The organism is Xanthomonas sp. BRIP62411, assembly GCF_003993525.1.
GTDB classification, from domain to species: domain Bacteria; phylum Pseudomonadota; class Gammaproteobacteria; order Xanthomonadales; family Xanthomonadaceae; genus Xanthomonas; species Xanthomonas euroxanthea.
Window position 1 is genome coordinate 1 of the sequence record NZ_QEZI01000001.1, and the last position, 16,772, is coordinate 16,772.

10 protein-coding genes and 1 other RNA gene are annotated in these 16,772 nt (G+C 68.7%); 3 read left to right on the forward strand and 8 right to left on the reverse strand.

Annotated elements, in window-relative coordinates; translation table 11 throughout:
• Window positions 1-478 precede the first annotated feature (478 nt).
• Together EO139_RS00005 and EO139_RS00010 are read left to right on the forward strand one after the other, a co-directional pair.
• On the forward strand, window positions 479-1,654 hold the full coding sequence (locus EO139_RS00005) for a benzoate/H(+) symporter BenE family transporter (protein WP_126968932.1): 1,176 nt from the start codon (window positions 479-481) through the stop codon (window positions 1,652-1,654).
• A 64-nt stretch (window positions 1,655-1,718) separates the two neighbouring features.
• A non-coding RNA gene (locus tag EO139_RS00010) (sX9 sRNA) lies at window positions 1,719-1,791 on the forward strand.
• Window positions 1,792-1,830: 39 nt separating this feature from the next.
• Here EO139_RS00010 and bphP read toward each other — a convergent pair.
• The 6 genes from bphP to EO139_RS00040 all read right to left on the reverse strand — a co-directional run bounded on the left by bphP (window position 1,831) and on the right by EO139_RS00040 (window position 9,429).
• Window positions 1,831-3,732, reverse strand: coding sequence for a bacteriophytochrome BphP (bphP, locus tag EO139_RS00015; protein ID WP_126968933.1), 1,902 nt, complete (start codon window positions 3,730-3,732; stop codon window positions 1,831-1,833).
• The gene (locus EO139_RS00020; protein WP_104586032.1) at window positions 3,729-4,322 is read right to left on the reverse strand and encodes a biliverdin-producing heme oxygenase; all 594 of its coding nucleotides are present in this window, start codon (window positions 4,320-4,322) and stop codon (window positions 3,729-3,731) included. Before EO139_RS00020 ends, bphP begins: the two co-directional genes overlap by 4 nt.
• A gap of 99 nt (window positions 4,323-4,421) precedes the next feature.
• On the reverse strand, window positions 4,422-5,687 hold the full coding sequence (locus EO139_RS00025; RefSeq protein WP_126968934.1) for a TCR/Tet family MFS transporter: 1,266 nt from the start codon (window positions 5,685-5,687) through the stop codon (window positions 4,422-4,424).
• Window positions 5,688-6,167: 480 nt separating this feature from the next.
• Entirely contained in the window at window positions 6,168-8,339 is a 2,172-nt protein-coding gene (locus EO139_RS00030) for a lytic murein transglycosylase (RefSeq protein WP_164739640.1), read from the reverse strand.
• A gap of 333 nt (window positions 8,340-8,672) precedes the next feature.
• Entirely contained in the window at window positions 8,673-8,879 is a 207-nt protein-coding gene (locus EO139_RS00035; RefSeq protein ID WP_104586054.1) for a hypothetical protein, read from the reverse strand.
• 160 nt (window positions 8,880-9,039) lie between these two features.
• Entirely contained in the window at window positions 9,040-9,429 is a 390-nt protein-coding gene (locus EO139_RS00040) for a YchJ family protein (RefSeq protein WP_104650598.1), read from the reverse strand.
• A gap of 133 nt (window positions 9,430-9,562) precedes the next feature.
• On the opposite strand from EO139_RS00040, the gene EO139_RS00045 reads away from it, so the two are divergent.
• The gene (locus EO139_RS00045; RefSeq protein ID WP_206515101.1) at window positions 9,563-10,342 is read left to right on the forward strand and encodes a TSUP family transporter; all 780 of its coding nucleotides are present in this window, start codon (window positions 9,563-9,565) and stop codon (window positions 10,340-10,342) included.
• Here the strand turns inward: EO139_RS00045 and EO139_RS00050 are convergent.
• Complete coding sequence (locus tag EO139_RS00050) at window positions 10,339-12,399, reverse strand: TonB-dependent siderophore receptor (protein WP_164739641.1); 2,061 nt, start codon at window positions 12,397-12,399, stop codon at window positions 10,339-10,341. The genes EO139_RS00045 and EO139_RS00050 overlap by 4 nt on opposite strands.
• A gap of 148 nt (window positions 12,400-12,547) precedes the next feature.
• The gene (locus EO139_RS00055; RefSeq protein WP_126968937.1) at window positions 12,548-16,594 is read right to left on the reverse strand and encodes an SbcC/MukB-like Walker B domain-containing protein; all 4,047 of its coding nucleotides are present in this window, start codon (window positions 16,592-16,594) and stop codon (window positions 12,548-12,550) included.
• Window positions 16,595-16,772: the final 178 nt, after the last annotated feature.

Below are 16,772 nucleotides of genomic sequence, written 5' to 3' on the forward strand. Positions count from 1 at the left end.
CAGGCTTTTCATCTTCGTCAACCCCTCGTGAAGAGGAAGTTGCCGCCGCTGCACCTCAATCTGCCGAAGCATCTTTCCGTGTAGCGAGCCGCCCATCATAGCCGGCTTTTTCGTTTCGTCAACACCTTGTGATGTTTCCGATTCGCCCCGTTCGTTGTTGCGGTGCTTCGAGAAGCGCCGCCGTCCTGAGCGAGGCCGCGCAGTTTATCGAGACTGTGCAGAAGTGCAAGCACTTTTTGACACTGGCATGACAGGGACCTTGTTGCGCCCTAGCGCGGCCCTGGTTTCACGTGCCATGCGGTGTATCGGATCTGCTCCCTCTATCCGGGACATGGCACCGGATTGACGCGATTGAGCCGCGCGGCACTTTCCATGCAGGACGAAAAACACCGTCGATAGAGCAACCACGCAAGCTGCCGCGGTATCGATCATCGGCGCGCTCGGTGAAAATGCGGGCACCAGAGATAGAGAGCTCACGATGCCTCCTTCCCGCAGCCTGCTTCGCGATCTGTCCCTGCCTGCGATTGCCGCGGGCTTTGTCACGGTACTGGTGGGCTTTGCCAGTTCTGCGGTGATCGTGTTCGAGGCGGCACGTCACCTGGGGGCGGACCAGGCGCAGATCGCCTCGTGGATGTGGGCACTCGGGATCGGCATGGGCGTGACCTGCATCGGCCTGTCGCTGCGTTATCGGGTGCCGGTGGTGACGGCCTGGTCCACGCCGGGCGCGGCGATGCTGATCGGCAGTGCGGCCGGGGTGCCGTTGCGCGAGGCGATCGGGGCGTTCGTGGTGGCGGCGGTGCTTGGCATGCTGGCCGGCTTTTCGGGGTTATTTGAGAAGGCAATCCGGCGCATTCCGATCTCGCTGGCCTCGGGCATGCTGGCCGGGGTGTTGTTGCGCTTCGGGCTGGACCTGTTCGTGGCGATGCAGAGCCAGGCGTTGCTGGCACTGGCGATGCTGGCGGCCTATCTGGCCGGGCGACGCTGGTTTGCACGCTATGCGGTGATTGCGACCTTGCTGGTCGGCGTGGCGATTGCGGCCGGGGGCGGGTTGATGCAGTGGAAGAGCGTGCAGCTTGAACTGGCCCACCCGGTGCTGGTGGTGCCGTCGTTGTCGTGGGCGGCGCTGTTCGGGCTGGCGATTCCATTGTTCGTGGTCACCATGGCTTCGCAGAACGTGCCGGGCGTGGCGGTGATCCGCGCCTCCAGCTACAGCGTGCCGATCTCGCCGACGATCGGCTGGATCGGGGTGGTCAATACGCTGCTGGCGCCGTTCGGTGGCTATGCCTTGAACCTGGCGGCCATCACCGCGGCGATCTGCATGGGCCGCGAGGCGCACGAGGATCCGGCGCGGCGTTACACCGCTGCGGTAAGCGCGGGCGTGTTCTATGTGCTGATCGGCGTGTTCGGCGCGACCGTGGCGGCGGTGTTTGCGGCCTTCCCGCGCGAGCTGGTGATGGCGATCGCCGGGATTGCCCTGCTGGGCACGATCGGCAACAGCCTGGCGGCGGCCCTGCAGCAGGACAGCGAGCGCGAAGCGGCCTTGATCACCTTCCTGGTGACCGCATCGGGGCTGACGCTGGGCGGGATCGGCGCCTCGTTCTGGGGCCTGGTGGCCGGAACGGTCACCTTGTTGGTGTTGCGGCGGCGGGCTTAGCGCGCCTGTCAAAACACCTGCGCCCATCGCCGGGCGGGCACGGCCGGTGCGCGGAATCGGCAGGAGGTGCCGCGCGTACACGGCGTCCTGCGCGTCGTCCGCACCACCTGGCGACTGCTCGCCACGATTTGTCAGCTGCCGTCGGCAGCGGCAGACCATCCCGCCATCGGCCACGCCTATTCGGGGTCGCGTAGCTGCAACAACCAGTGGGCAGTGACGCCGTTGGGGCTGGGCAGGGGTTCGAGATGGAACTGACGGTAGACCGGCGCGCTGTCCTGCGAGCGCAGCGGCAGGGTGACGTAGGCGGCGCGGCCTTGGCGCAATGCCTCCTCGAGCAGTTCCACCTGGGGCGGGGCGGCGTCGCTGGCCAGCAGGGACAGGATGTCGCAGCCGATCAGGTCGGCCACTTCGGTCTGGCTGAGTTCCGCGAAGGCCGGGTTGACGAACATCAGCCGGTGCGCGGCCGTGGTGCCACGCTCGATGATGGCCACGCCATCGCGCAGGCGCGAGAGCGAGGCTTCGAGCAGAGTGAAATCCTGCTGGAAGCGCTTGCGCTCCATCAGTTCGATCAGCACGCGCAGGCTGCGCGCCGATTCCAGGTGCAGCGGCGACCAGCGCCGCGCGCGACCGCGCACGGTCTCCTGCCAGAGGTCGAAGCTCTTGCGTGGCGACAACCGTGAGTTGGGGATGTCCGCCAGCTTGGCCAGCTGTGGATTGCCGGCCCATTTGACCTGCTGCACCTGCTCGCGGCGGGTCCACAGCAAGGCGCTGCGCGATTGCGGCATCAGCGGCACGAAGATGAAGCCGGCAGCCAGCGGGGCAAGGTCGGCCAGCTCGGGGAACACCTCGCCGATCGCATCCACATGCAGCGCGCCGACCGCATCTTCGCGCAGGGCGTCGTGGTGTTCGGATTCGATGTGGTCGCGGATGCGGCGCAACGCGACCGCGTCCGGGGTGCTGCCATGCCGGCTGATCTCGCCGCCGTGGAAGATCGCCACCCCATCGGCGTCGACCACGTCCATCAGGTCCGGCGCCATGTCGGCGAGCATTTCCACGGTCATCTGGTCGGCGTCGTTGAAGTCGGTGATCAACTTCTCGCGCACGGTGAGCAGCACCGATTCCATGTGCGCGCGCGCCACCGCCTGCAATCCGCCGATACGCCCGGCCAGCGCGCGGGTCACCGCATCGGTGGCATCGCGCATGGCATGGCTGGTGAAGTGCGGGCTGTAGTGGTGGCAGGAGATCAGCCCCCATAGCGCATCGTTGACGACGATCGACGACACCAGCGTGGCGGTCACGCCCATGTTGGCCAGGTATTCCAGGTGCACCGGCGAGACGCTGCGCAGGCTGACATCGCTCAAATCCACCGGGGTGCCCAGACGCGGATGCAGCGTGGGCTCGATCGGCGAGGCCCGATAGCCGACATCGGCGATCTGGCGGACGCGGTTGCGCAGGTACAGCGCGCGCGCCTGGGCCGGGATGTCGGTAGCCGGGTAATGCAGGCCGAGATAGGCGTCCAGCTCGGGCTGGCGCGCTTCGGCGATGACGTCGCCGTTCCACTCTTCATCGAAGCGATACACCATCACCCGGTCGAAGCCGATCATGCTGCGCAGCCCCTTGGCGGCGCGCACGGCGGCTTCGGCGATGCCGGGATCGCGCTCGATGCTGCGCAACAACGGCAGTGCTTCGCGCAGGGTGACGTCCATCAGACGTGCGTCGCGCGGCTCGATCTCGACCAGCCATTGCTCCGGATACAGATGCCAGGCGGCCACCCACGGATGGTCGGTGGCGGCCGCACGCAGGGGGAAGCGCACGTCGGCATGCAGCAGGTGCTGCGCTTGGTCCTCGACCACGAACGGCTGCTCGCCGGGCAGTTCCAGCACCTGGGTGTAGGCCATGCCCAGCAGCTCGGCCAGCGGCACCCCGAGCAGGTCGGCGGCGGTGGTGCTGGCCTGCACGATGCGACCATCGGCCGGCTCGATCACCAGCAAAACGCCGTACGGCTGGATCAGGCCGGGGATATGGATCGGCTCACGCGCACAGACATCCATATCCAGGGGTTCGGTAGGCTGATTCACGCGCGCGGCTCCGCTGCAAGACAGGTGTGGAAGTGGGCAAACATGCGCTGCGCACCGTCGATGGCGGCCTCGCGCGCGGATGCAGTGTCCAGGCGTTGGTCGAGCACCGCCTGGAAACGGCGCCAGCCGGCCGGATCGTCGTTGGCCAGTTCGAAATACCGCAAGGCGTCGGCCAGCGCCGGCTGCTGCTTGCGCAAGATGCGCGCGATCATCCGCCCACCCAGTTGCGAGCCTTCGATGACGTAGAGCATGCCCCAGCGCGCGGCATCGCTGCCGGCGGCGGGCGCTGCGATGGCCGTCTGCGGTTGCTGGCCCAGCGTGTGCAGGTCCTCGCGCAAGGCCGGTACGCGGCGGCGATACGGCCAGCCGCTCCCGGTCAGGGTACTGAGCCAGTCACTCAATTGCACTTCGAAGCCGGCCAGCAAGGCGTGGTGCCGGCGCAGGATCAGCGCGTAGGCGGCGCGATCGACCTGCCCCTGCCCCAGCGCCTGCATGAGCGGAACCGTTTCGACCAGGCGATGGGTGTCCTGCGTGGCATGGCGCAACGCGAGCGCGGCCGAGGGCGGAACAGCCAGGGTGTCAGGACACATAGGGAGTCGAAGCGGTGCTGCGGTGCGGAGTGCATCAGCCTAGCAGCGACTGCGCAAATCAGATAAAGCGGGCGCGAGCACAAGCTGAATAGGTTGGCATCAGCCTTGGACGGCGGGGGCCACGCCGGCGCCCCGCCCTGCCCGCTTCCAGGCCATGACCCAGCCTGCGGCCAGCAGGAGACCCGCCAGCAACCACGGGGCGCCAGGCAGATGCAGCGGTGCGCCGCGGCCGATGAACCAGGCGAACACATTGGCAAACAGCAACGGACCGGCGATGCCGGCCAGGCTGACCAGGCTGGTCAGCGCGCCTTGCACGCGGCCCTGCGCATCGGCGCCGACTTCGCGGGTGATCAGGGCCTGCGCGGCCGGTGCGGCGATCGCCCAGAACGCGCTGATCGGCACGCCGACCAGGAACGCGGCGCCGCTGTCGGCCAGCCCGTAGATGACGAAACCGACCACCCCGCAGCCCAGGCCCAGCAGCAGCGCACGGCGTTCGCCCAGCCAACGCACCAGCCGGCCGACCAGCAGCGCATTGACGATGATGCTGCATACGCCAACGCCGGCCAGCACCCAACTCACCTGGCGCGGGCCCCAGTGATACTGATACCCGGCGAACAGCACGAAGATGCTGGGATAGACGTAGTGCGCCAGGTTGGCCAGGAACACCACCGAGGCCAGGCCGAGTACCTGCGGATAACGGCGCAGCAACTTGAGCGCGCCCAGCGGGTTGGCATGGGACCAGTCCAGGCGTGGCGTGCGGCGTTCGGCAGGCAACGATTCGGGTAGTACGAACCAGCCATACAGCACGTTCAACAGCGCCAGCCCGGCGGCAAACCAGAACGGCCAGCGCAGGCCGATGCTGCCCAGCCAGCCGCCGATCAACGGGCCGGCGACAAACCCGATACCGAATGCCGCGCCAAGCATGCCGAACGCGCCGGCGCGTTTGTCGGCCGGGGTGACGTCGGCGATGTAGGCATTGGCGGTGGAGAAGCTGGCCGAGCACACCCCGGAGATCACCCGCGCCAGCAGCAGCATCGGCAAGGAATGGGCGACCGCCATCAGGATGAAATCCAGGCCCAGCCCCAGGCACGAGAGCAGGATCACCGGGCGGCGGCCGTAGCGGTCGGACAGGGTGCCCTGCAGCGGCGAGCAGACGAACTGGATGGCGGCGAACAGGAAACCGAACCAGCCGATCCAGCCGGCCGCGACGGCGTAGTCGCCCCCGGTGAACTGGCGCACCAGATCCGGCAGCACCGGAATGATCACGCCGAAGGACAGCACGTCGATCAGCACGGTGATGAAGATGAAGATCAGCGCGGCGCGGCGCCGGCCCATGGCGGGAGCGGAATCGGCGGAGGGAGACATCGCGCAGCCCAGGGTAGCGAGGCGGGAAGTGTAGCTGCGGATGGAGATCGGTTGCCCCGGGGGGCACTGATGGAGTGCGGACCCAAGCGCCGCCTGGCGGCTGATGCTGAGTGCCTGGATGGCCGCCGGCCCTCATCCGCCCTTCGGGCACCTTCTCCCGCGAGCGGGAGAAGGAGTGGCGTGGTGCCGGTGATCGGTTATTCGACGCTGATGGTCTGGCCCAGCGTGTGATGGCGCCGGGGGCGAGTTCGATCACGTCCGGGCCGGCGTTGGCCGCTGCCAGGGCCGGCATCTTCTCCCGCGAGCGGGAGAAGGAATGGCATGGTGCCGGTGATCGGTTATTCGACGCTGATGGTCTGGCCCAGCGTGTGGCTGGCGCCGGGGGCCAGTTCGATCACGTCCGGGCCGGCATTGGCCGCTGCCAGGGCCGGCATCTTCTTCCGCGAGCGGGAGAAGGGGTGGCGTGGTGCCGGTGATCGGTTACTCGACGCTGATGGTCTGGCCCAGCGTGTGGCTGGCGCCGGGGGCCAGTTCGATCACGTCCGGGCCGGCATTGGCCGCTTCCAGGCAGACGTAGTCGCGCCAGCCATCGCCCACGTCGGCCATCTTTTTGCCGGCCTCTTCGCCCGGGTTCCAGGCCACCAGCGAGCGGCTGCCCTGGGTGGCGATGACGATGCGGCGGCCGAGCACCGGGTCGGTCAGGGTGTAGCGGCCGCCGGCGTTAGTGTAGATGCGGTCGCTGCGGCCGGGGTCGCGCGGATCGCGCAGGCTCCAGTCGCCTTGCTGGCGGTGGGCGGTGGCGTAGTTCTCGTACTTGTCCAGGTAGTCCAGCCCGTCCAGGCCCTGCACGCTGACGGTGAGCGCGTCGCCGACGCGGAAATAGTTGTGCAGTGCCTGGGTGAAGCGCACCGGGGCCGGGCTGGTGTTTTCGGTGATCAGGCGTTGTTCGAGGGTGCGGCCGATGCGCAGGGTCATGCGCAGGCGCAGCGCCAGGTCATCGAAACTGGGCGGGGTCAGCGTGAGCACCAGCGTGCCGTCGTCCTCGCGCCGGCTCTCGGTGAGCTGCCAGGGCACGGTGCGCACGAAGCCGTGCGCGGGGACCTCGCCGGTCTGGTCCTGGCGGCCGAAGTATGGCCAGCACACCGGGGCGCCGCCGCGAATCGGGGTGGGCGGCTGCTTGGCGGTGGGCGACAGCCACATCACGTCCTGCCCGCCCTTGGGCACGAACGACAGCAGCTGGCCGCCGAACAGGCTGATGGCCGCGGTGGAGAACGGGGTGTCGATCAACAGCGAGGGGAAACCGTGGAAATCGCCTGTGCGCAGGCCGGTGAGGTCGGACATGGGAGGTGCCTTCTGGACGATGGGGGATTGGGCAAATGCGGGATACGCGGCCGGCAGCGTGAACGCGGTGGCGCGGACAGCGGCCGCGCCGGCCGCACCGGTCGCCGGCGGGGCGGCGCGCAGGGCGGTGAGGATGCGTTGGCCGGGGCGGCCGTCGGCCGGCTGCAGACCCAGGCGGGTCTGTTCGACCTGGATGGCGCGCCGGCTGGCGGTGCCGATCATGCCGTCGGCCTCGCCGATCAGGTGGCCGCGGGCCAGCAGCAATTGCTGCAGTTCGCGCCGTTCGGGGCGGCCCAGGCCGGGGTCGTCGGTGGGCCAGGCGGCGACCAGGCCGGGGCCGCCGCGCAGGCGATCGGCGAGCAGGGCGATCGACAGCGCATAGCTTTCGGCGGCGTTGTAGGCGTAGATCGCGTCGTAGTTGCGGAACACCAGGAACGCCGGGCCGGTGGCGCCGGCCGGCAGCAACAGGGCGGCCGGGGCATCGGCGGGCAGGCCGCTCGGCGCCAGGGCCTTGCCGTCGCTGCCGAGCAGCCCTGCGTTCTGCCAGGCCTGCAGCGGCTGGCGCCGGGTGCGGCCGGCCTTGCTGGCGTCGAAGCCGGCCGGCAGGCGCACTTCCATGCCCCAGGGACGGGCGCGCTCCCAGCCGGCCTTGACCAAATAGTTGGCGGTGGAGGCCAGCGCATCGGGAATGCTGGCGACCAGGTCGCGGCGGCCGTCGCCGTCGCCATCCACCGCGATGCGGGCGTAGGTCGAGGGCATGAACTGGGTCTGCCCGAAGGCACCGGCCCAGGAGCCGGTCAAGCCATCCGGCGACAGGTCGCCTTGCTGCAGCAGGCCGAGCAAGGCGAGGAACTCGCCACGGAAGAACGGCTGGCGGCGGCCGGCGCACGACAGCGTGGCCAGCGAGACCAGCAGCGGGCGCTTGCCGGTGACGCGGCCGTAGTCGCTCTCCACGCCCCAGACCGCCACGATGGTGGCCGGATCGACGCCGGTCTGTTCGGACAGACGCGTGAGCAGGTCGCGATGGGTGACCAGCATCGCCCGGCCGTCGGCCACGCGCTGGCTGTCGACCAGGCTGGCGAGGTAGTCCCAGATCGGGGTGGTGAATTCGGGCTGGGCATCGAGCAGCGGCAACACGCTGGGATCGGGCGCCAGGCCGGCGGTGAAACGCTGGAAGTCGGCGGCCTGCACGCCCTTGGCGGCTGCCTGGGTCTGCAGGCCGGCCAGGCAGCGGTCGAATGCCGGATCGGCGCAGGCGATCAGCGGCAGCAGCGCCAACAGCGCGGGCAGGAGGCGCCGGGACGGCATCACGGCGCGGTGGCCGGCGTGTGGACGGAGGTCATGCGGTGGAGCGCTCCTGCGGCAAGTCGAGCCGAGGAGGATAGCCAACCTGGCTGGTTGCAGGCGTGCAGGTGGCGATTGTCGCGATGTCGACGCGTCAGCGTGCGCTGCGCTCGCTGGTGGCAACGTGCCGGGGTGAGGGTGCGGCGCACGCTTTCCAGGCCGATGCGCGCCACCAAGCCGCTGGATGACCGGATGAGGTGATGACCTTCCAGCGAGCGATGTCGCGTGCCGAGGCCGAGATGCCGAACCGGGGCGCCTGGTGGATGCGCTGCGCCAGCCCAGCGGCGTCGATCGCCGCGCCTAGCTGCCGTCGCCGGTAATGCCGGTCAGCAGCGACAAGGCCGGGCTGGAGGGGCTGGCGTCGGACACACGACGGGCACGGGCCCTGCGCGGGGCGTCGTGGCGGGGACCGAACCAGATCAGTGCAGTGGCCAGGCAGGCCGGCAGCACGATCGCAAACACCACGATGGCCGCAAGCACCCACTGCCAGAGATTGAAGGTTGCCATGATCGTGTCTGCCCCGCGGCGCGCTCCGCCGAGGCGGCAAGCTTCCGGGATCGGCTGCGAACGTGGCGTCGACAAAGCGTGCCGGTCCGCGCCGTTCGTCGGGCTGAACGGCTTCACGGCCTGCGGCCAGGGCGCAAGACGCATCCAGGCCTGCGCCTGCTCAGCGCGCGTCGAGGTAATACCACTGGCCGTCTTCGCGCACGAAGCGGCTGTGTTCGGTCATGCGCACCGCACTGCCGCCGCCGATACGGTAGCGGGCCAGAAACGCCACCTCGGCCGTGTCGGTGCCGGTGACGATGGCGCGTTGCACGGTCAGGCCGAGCCAGGTGGTGCGGCCGCCCTCGTCCAGCGACAACGCGGGTGGGCGCGTGGACGGATGCCAGCTGGCGAGCAGGTATGCCACATCACGGCGGACGTAGGCGCTGTAGCGCGCACGCATCAGGGTCTCGGCATCGGGCGCGGCGGCACCGGCATGGTACTGGCCGCAGCACTGCGCGTAGGTGGCGGCGCGGCCGCAGGGACAGGGATCGGTGGGTGTGGAGGTCGGCATCGGGCGATTGTGCGGGAATTGGGAATTGGGAATTGGGAATTGGGAATTGGGAATTGGGAAAGTGGGAAGTGGGAAGTGGGGAACGGGGTTTCTGCGCGTTTATGCTGTCGCCCCCGTCGTGCGGAGCGCCGCCTTGCTGGACCTGATTCCCACCGAGTTGCCGTGGCTGCTGTGCATCGCCTTCGTCGCCGGGCTGGTGGATGCGGCGGTCGGCGGCGGTGGCTTGATCCAGCTGCCGGGACTGTTTGCGACCCTGCCGCAGCAGGCGCCGTCGCTGATTCTGGGCACCAACAAGTTCAGTGCGATGTTCGGCACCGCTGCATCGGCCTGGCGCTATGCGCGCAACGTGCGCTTTCCGTGGCGGCCGGTGCTGTACGCCACGGCGGCGGCGTTTACGTTCTCGTTTCTCGGCGCGACCGCAGTCAGCCTGATGCCCAGGCAGGCGGTGCGGCCGCTGATCCTGGCGCTGCTGATCGCGATGCTGATCTACACGCTGATCAAGAAGGACTTCGGTGCGCTGCATCGCCCACGCCAGATCGGCCGGCGCGAACTGGCAACTGCATTGGTGATGGGCGCGGCGATCGGGTTCTACGACGGGTTCTTCGGCCCCGGCACCGGCAGTTTCCTGATCTTCCTGTTCATCCGCTTTTTCGGGCTGGACTTTCTGCGCGCCTCGGCCGCGGCCAAGGTGGTGAACCTGGCCACCAACCTGGCGGCGCTGTCGTTCTTCCTGCCCAGCGGCCAGGTGATGCTGGCGATCGGCATTCCGATGGCGGTGGCCAACGTGGCCGGTGCGGTCGCCGGCACACGGATGGCACTACGCGGTGGCACGCCGCTGATCCGCACCTTGTTCCTGGTGCTGGTGATCGTGCTGATCGGCAAGATGGGCTGGGATCTGCTGCACGGCGTTTAGAAATCCACGCTCAGCGTCGCCGACAAGGTGCGCGGCGCGCCTGGATAGTTGGTGGTCTGCGTCACCGGCTGCTCGATGTAGAACCGGTTGGCGACATTGCGCAGCATCAGCGCCAGTTGGTAACGGCCGCCAAAGCGGTACGCCGCCGACGCATCGAAGCGCGTGTAGCCGGCAATGCGGTAACTGTTGGCGAGATTGCCTTCGCGCTCGCCCACATGCACCGCACCGGCGCCCAATGTCAGGCCGTACAGCGGCCCGCTGGCGACGTGGTAGGTGCTCCATAGGCTGGCACTGAGGCGCGGCACGCCGCGCAGGCGGTTGCCGACCGGGATGACGGTGTCGCGGGTGACCTGCGCGTCCAGATAACCGGCGCCCAGGATCAGGCGCCAGTTCTGGGTGAGCTCGCCGGTGATGTCCAGCTCCAGCCCGCGCACGCGTTGCTGGCCGGTGACCAGCACGAAGCCGCTGTTGTCCGGATCGTTGCTGGCGACGTTGTCCTTGGTGATCTGGAATGCGGCAGCGGTGGCGAGCACCCGGTTGTCGAACAGCGCGCCCTTCAGCCCGACCTCGTACTGGCGGCCGGTCTCCGGTGGCGCGCTGCCGCCGGAAAACAGCGAGGCGCTGCGTGGGCGAAACGAGGTGGAGGTGTTGGCGTACAGCGACAACTGCGGCGCCGCCTTCCACACCACGCCGATGCGCGGCGAGGCGCGTCGGCCGTCCTCGCGGGTGCGCGCGCCGTTGTCGATGGTGGTCTGCTGCACATCGTCCCAGCGCACGCCGGCCAGCACGTCCCAGCGCTCGCCGATGCTGATCTGGTCCTGCAGGTACAGCGCGGCATAGCGCGCATCGACGTCGATGTCGCGGGCCGGCACATAGGTGCCCGGCAAGGCGCCCTGCACCGGAGTGCGCACGCTGATGCGGGCCAGCGGCGCGCGCGCTTCGTCGGTGTGGCGATGCGCATCGACGTACTCGGCACCGGCCAGCACCTGATGGCGCAGCGGGCCGGTGGCAAAACGCGCCAGCGCTTCGGTCTGCGAGGTCGTGGCGCGCACCTGCTGGTCCTGGCGCACGGCGCGGCGCTGCAAAAAGGCGCGGTCGGCGCTGAAGCCGGTGAAGTCGGCCACGTCGCGGCCGCTGTCGCCGTCCTGGTGATTGAGGATCTGGCGCAGCGTCAGCCAGTCGGTGGCGTCGTACTCGATGCGGCCGCGTGCCGTGGTCGCGCTGCCGTGATTGCGCGACCACGGCTCGCCGAAGCTGCGCTGTGCCGGCCCACGCACCACCCCGTCGATGGCGACCAGGCCGCGATCGCCCGGGCTGGTCTGGCGGGTGTATTCCAGATCCAGGTCGGCCCGCAGCTGCGCGGACGGCCGCCACGCCAACGAAGGCGAGACGAACACGCGATCGCCATCGGCCTGCGCGTCCCGGAAGCTGCCGGTCTCCTGCGCGGCGGCGCTGAGCCGTGCCGACACGGTCGGGCTCAGCGGGCCGGTGACGGTCGATTGCACGCGGCGCAGGCCGTGTTCGGCCACCTGCACCGATGCGTTGCCGCCGAACACCGCATCCGGGCGCAGCGTGACCAGATTGATCACCCCGCCGGGTTCGCCGCGTCCGTACAGCACCGCCGCCGGGCCCTTGAGCACTTCCACCTGGGCGACATTGGCCAGATCGCGCACGGTCTCGGTGAAGTTCTGCGCCGGGTTGAGCAGGATGCCGTCGACCGCATACGAGGACGCTTCGAAGCCGCGGATGACGAAGGTTTCCGAGCGATTGCCCTGGGTGCCGCCGGGCTGCACGTTGGAGACATTGGCCACCACATCCACCAGCCGGGTGAGTTGCTGTTCGTCGATCACCGAGCGCGGCACCACCTGGATCGCCTGCGGAATGCGCTCCACCGGCGTCTGCGTGCGGGTGGCGCCGGCGGCCTTTTCCGGCCGGTACAGGGCGCGCTTTTCGCTGACCACGATGGCATCGAGCAGGCTGGCCTCCTGGGCGGAGGCCGGCAATGCAGCAAACAGGGACACGAACAACAGGTGGCGAGGCGCAGGCAGTGGGGTCATCGGGATCTTCAGCGGGGCGATGCGCACACTGGCGAGCACATCCGGGCCGCTAATGATAACGATTCTTATCTGCGCTTGTTGGCTTGCGGTGCCCTGCCCCTCGACGCTGCGACCGCAATGCGGTGACACAGGCATCCCGGTGTTGCGCTCAGCGCTTTCCGCGCGGCTTGCCCGCAGACCCGCGTGTTGGCGCAGGGCGCGCCTTGGCCACTGCCGTTTTGGCTGGCGCGGGCCTGGCGGCGCCGCGCGCCGCGGTTGCCTTGGTTGCACCACGGAGCCCCGTGCTGGCGCGTTTGCTCGCTACCGCGGGCCTCGAAGCAGGCGTCTTCGGCGCTGCCGTGGGCGTCGCGGTTTTCCCAGGCTTGGTGGTCGGCTGGACGGACGCGCTCGTGCGCCGGGAGGCCGCCCTGGTGGTTGCCGGCGTCTTGGCGGCTTTGGTCGGCGTTGCCGGCTTGCGCGGTGTGCTCGCGGCAGGCGAGGCACGCCGGGCTGAGGCAGGTTTGGCTGAGGCAGCCTTGGCCGCTGCGGTCTTTGCAGATGCCGACCGGGGTGATCCCGCACGTTCGCTGGACGCCGCAGTTTTCGAAGACGTCGGCGCGGCTTGCACCGCCGGCGCCGATGCCGGCGTGACCTTGCTGGCGCGTTTGCTCGCCTTGGCTGCCAGGTCGTCCTGCGCAGGGGCTTCCTGCACTACCGCAGCCTCTTCGCCTAAAGCGGGACCGACGCGGTCCATCGGCGCCTGGCCCTGAGTCGCATGCGCTGCATCCTCGCGCTGCGTAACGCTTGCAGCCTGCTCCTCGCTTGCAGGACCAGCCTCGTCCCCACGCGAGCGCTCGGGCAACTGGAGTCGCTGCGCCTGCGCGTCGTATTCGATCAACAGCACGCCGGAGTTGTGCCGGCCGCTGATTTCCACGAAGCAGGCACCGCCGATGAAGGGCTCCAGCGTCATCACTGACTTCAATGGCGTGGCCACCACCATCTGGAACCCGAAGTTCTCGAAGATGTTCATTGCCAGCGCAGTGAATTCGTTGTCGGCCTTGTCGAAGGCCTCGTCCAGCACCACGGCGCAATAGCGCGGCAGCTCGCCGTCTTCGCCGCCGAGCTGGTAGCGCAACGCAGCGGCCAGGCAGGTGGTTGCCAGCTTCTGGCGTTGACCGCCGGACTTGCCGGCGCCGCTGCGGTAGATCTCCACCTGCGCGCGGGTCTGTGCGTCCAGTTCGACACCGATGAATTCCACATGCAGGCGCACGTCCAGCACCTGCTCGCGCCAGCGGCGTGCGTCCGGTTCCTGCGCGCCCAGGCGTGCCACCAACGCGCGCAAGGTGGAAAACTGCGCTTCGGCCAGTGCGCGGTCTTCGGTCTGTTGATGCGACAGCACCGCACGCAACTGTTGCTGGAAGTCCTGCACTTCGCTCAGGCGACGGTCGCTGACCTCGATGGTCAGCAGCGTGCCGCGATTGAACGGCACCTGCTCCAGGCTGGCGTTGACCTCGTCCATGCGCTGCTTGATGCCCTTGTGGGCCTCGGCGGTGTGGCGCTGCAGGGCGAGCAGATTGTTCTTGCTCTGGGTCTGCAGCAGGTCGAAGAAGCGGTGCTCGTGGCGCGGCAGGCCATCGCTTTCCAGCCGGTCCAGCCGCGCGAGGAAATCGTCGGCACTGGCCAGGCTCACGGTGAAATCGCCGCTGTCTTCCGGCCACTGCTGGCAGTACTTGCGGAAGCAATCGAGCAGCTGCGCGCTGAGCCGGCTGTCGCGGCCCTGGCTCTCGGCCAGTTGCTCGGCCAGGCCACGCTCGACCACGCGGAAATGCGCTTCCAGGTTGTCCAGCGACAGCGGGGCCAGCGCCGCCAGGCGTTCGCGCAGGCCCTGCAGCTGGGTGGGCGTGAGCGCGGCGGTGCCCGCACGGCTGGCGCAGGCGGCGTGCTGCTGTTCGAGCCGGACCCGCTCGCGCGCCAGCTGTGCGCGCTCCAGCCGCACGTCCTCGTAGGTGCGCTTGGCCTGGTCGCGCAGGGTGCGTGCGGTCTCGATCGCCTGGCCGAGTGCGCGCAGGCCGCTGTTGCCTTCGCGCAGCTGCTGCAGCTGTTCGTCGATATCGCTCAGGCGCTGCAGCTTGGGGCCGACATCGATCTCGTCCCAGTCGCGCTCCACCAGAGTGTGCGCGGCCAGCTGCCGTTCCTGGTCCTGTTCGCGTTGCCTGCGCAGCGCGGCCACGTCGGCATCGCAACCGGCGATGCGCTGGGCCAGCGTCTGCGCTTCGCGCTCGAACACCTTGAGCTTGTCGCGGTTGTCGTGGCCCAGCAACCAGCGCTTGCGGTCGTTGACCGCGTGGCGGTCGTCCTTCTCATAGCGATCGCCCGGATGCTTGACCTGCCCTTCGCGGGTGATGGCGCGGTCGGCATTGCGCAACGCGGCGGCGTTGTCGACGCATTCGTAGTCGAAGCGGCGCATCAGCTCGTTGCGCAGCCACTCGGTAAAGGCATGCTCGCGCAGCTGCAGCTTGCCCGGCAATGCACGCGCATCCGGCGTGCGCACATGCAGCGCATCGTTGCGACGCACCCGGAAGTACACCAAGCGCGTGCCGATGTGGGTGCGGTTGACCCACTCGCTGACCTGCGCGTAATGCCGGTCATCCACCAGCAGCGACTGCGCGAAACCGCTCAGCACGCGCTCGATCGCACCGCGCCAGGCTGCCTGATCCTCGCGCACCTGCACCAGTTCGCCAACGAACGGCAGCGCGGCTTCGGCAATACCGGTGTCCTCGCACAGGCGCGCCCGCAAGGCCTGCATCGGCGCCGGCATGCTCGACGGCGCGCGCTTCAACGCCTCCAGTTCGGCGCGGATCTCGGCAAAGCGCCGCTCGTCGTCGCGGCGCGCGCCCATGCGCTCGGCAATCGCCTCATCCAGCGCGCTGGCGTCGTGCTTGCCGTTCTCGAGCACGGTCTGGGCATGCTCTACCTGGGCGGCAAAGCCGCTGGCGCCTGCGGCCAGGGCCGTGCCGAGCTGGCGGCAGGCCTGCTCGATCTGCGCGCGCCGCCGCAGACGCTCGTCGCGCTCGCGTTCGACCCGTGCGCGCTCGCGCTCCAGTTCCTCGATCTGCTCGCCACCGGCGGCGCGTTGTTCGCGTTCCAGCCCGGCCAGTTTCTGTTCGTGATTGTCCAGCGATTCACGCCGCTGGCCTTCCTCGCCGGCCAATCCACGGTCCTGGCTGTCGAGCTCCTGCAGGCGCGTCTCCAGCAAGGCCAGACGCTGCTGCTCGCGATAGCTGTCCACACCCAGCTGCAGCTCGCGCAGCTCGCCGACGCTGTGGCGCAAGGCCATCAGTGCCGCATGGTGTTCGCGTGCCGGGCTCAGCGTTTCCACCTGGCGCCGTGCGGTGACCACCGCATGATGGGCGCCATCGAGTTCGGCGAAGTCTTCCACTAGCCGGTCGGCGGCCTCGAACGTGCGCGGCTCGTCCAGCATGAAGCCGCGCAGGAACACGTTGAGATCGCCCAGGTTCTTGGCCGATTGGGTCTTGTGCAGCAACCGCAACGCCATCTCGTTGCCGATGCCCAGCACATGCCGGAAACGCTCCGCGTAGCCGGCGAAGCCGTCGAAATGCGCGACCTCCTCGCCCAGACGCGCCTTGAGCTTGCGCAGATCCAGGTCGAAGCCATCCAGCTCGCTGGCCACATTGAAGCTGCGCGGCGCCACCATGTAATGACGGCGCACATCGGCCGCGGCATTGCCGCTGCCGGCGATCCAGAACAGGCGAATCAGGCTGACCGTCTCGCCATGCGCGTTGCGGTACTCCAGCACCAGCGCAGACCAGGTGGCGCCCTTGCGCAGGTATTGGGTGGCGATTTCGCCCGAAGCGCTGTCCTGCTGATCGGCCCAGGCACCACGCACATACGACACCAGGCTGCGATCGCGCCCACTGCGCTCGGCCTCGCGTGCGGCGGCGTTGAAGTCGACGATGCTGGGCGGGGTCAGCAGTGCCGACATCGCATCCAGCAGGGTCGACTTGCCCGAGCCGGAGCGCCCGACGAACAGGAAGCCCTTCTCGGCGATCGGCACCTCGGTCAAGCCATTGAACGTGCCCCAGTTGTGCACCTGCAACCGCCGCATACGGAACTGCTGCGCGCGCTGCTCGGCAAGCGAATCAGTGAACAGGGACGCGCCCGGCTGCGCCGGCGACAGGTTGGACTGGGAATTCATGGCTCACTCACCAAAACGGGATGACGGGTAACGCTGAAGACGAATCACATCACGCATGTTTGAAGCGGGGTGTTGCTGGACAAGCATGGACTGCGGCGGCTGACGGTGATCGGGTACGTCCCTTCGCGGCCTGGCCGCTCCTACGCGGCGCGGTGATCTGGATGGACACGGATGCGTG

What these genes read in the sequence shown, in the direction of transcription:
- EO139_RS00035 (WP_104586054.1), bottom strand. Translation starts at nt 8,879, where the DNA reads ATGGCAACCTTCAATCTCTGGCAGTGGGTGCTTGCGGCCATCGTGGTG.
- EO139_RS00020 (WP_104586032.1), bottom strand. Translation starts at nt 4,322, where the DNA reads ATGTGTCCTGACACCCTGGCTGTTCCGCCCTCGGCCGCGCTCGCGTTG.
- EO139_RS00025 (WP_126968934.1), bottom strand. Translation starts at nt 5,687, where the DNA reads ATGTCTCCCTCCGCCGATTCCGCTCCCGCCATGGGCCGGCGCCGCGCC.
- EO139_RS00005 (WP_126968932.1), top strand. Translation starts at nt 479, where the DNA reads ATGCCTCCTTCCCGCAGCCTGCTTCGCGATCTGTCCCTGCCTGCGATT.
- EO139_RS00040 (WP_104650598.1), bottom strand. Translation starts at nt 9,429, where the DNA reads ATGCCGACCTCCACACCCACCGATCCCTGTCCCTGCGGCCGCGCCGCC.
- EO139_RS00055 (WP_126968937.1), bottom strand. Translation starts at nt 16,594, where the DNA reads ATGAATTCCCAGTCCAACCTGTCGCCGGCGCAGCCGGGCGCGTCCCTG.
- EO139_RS00050 (WP_164739641.1), bottom strand. Translation starts at nt 12,399, where the DNA reads ATGACCCCACTGCCTGCGCCTCGCCACCTGTTGTTCGTGTCCCTGTTT.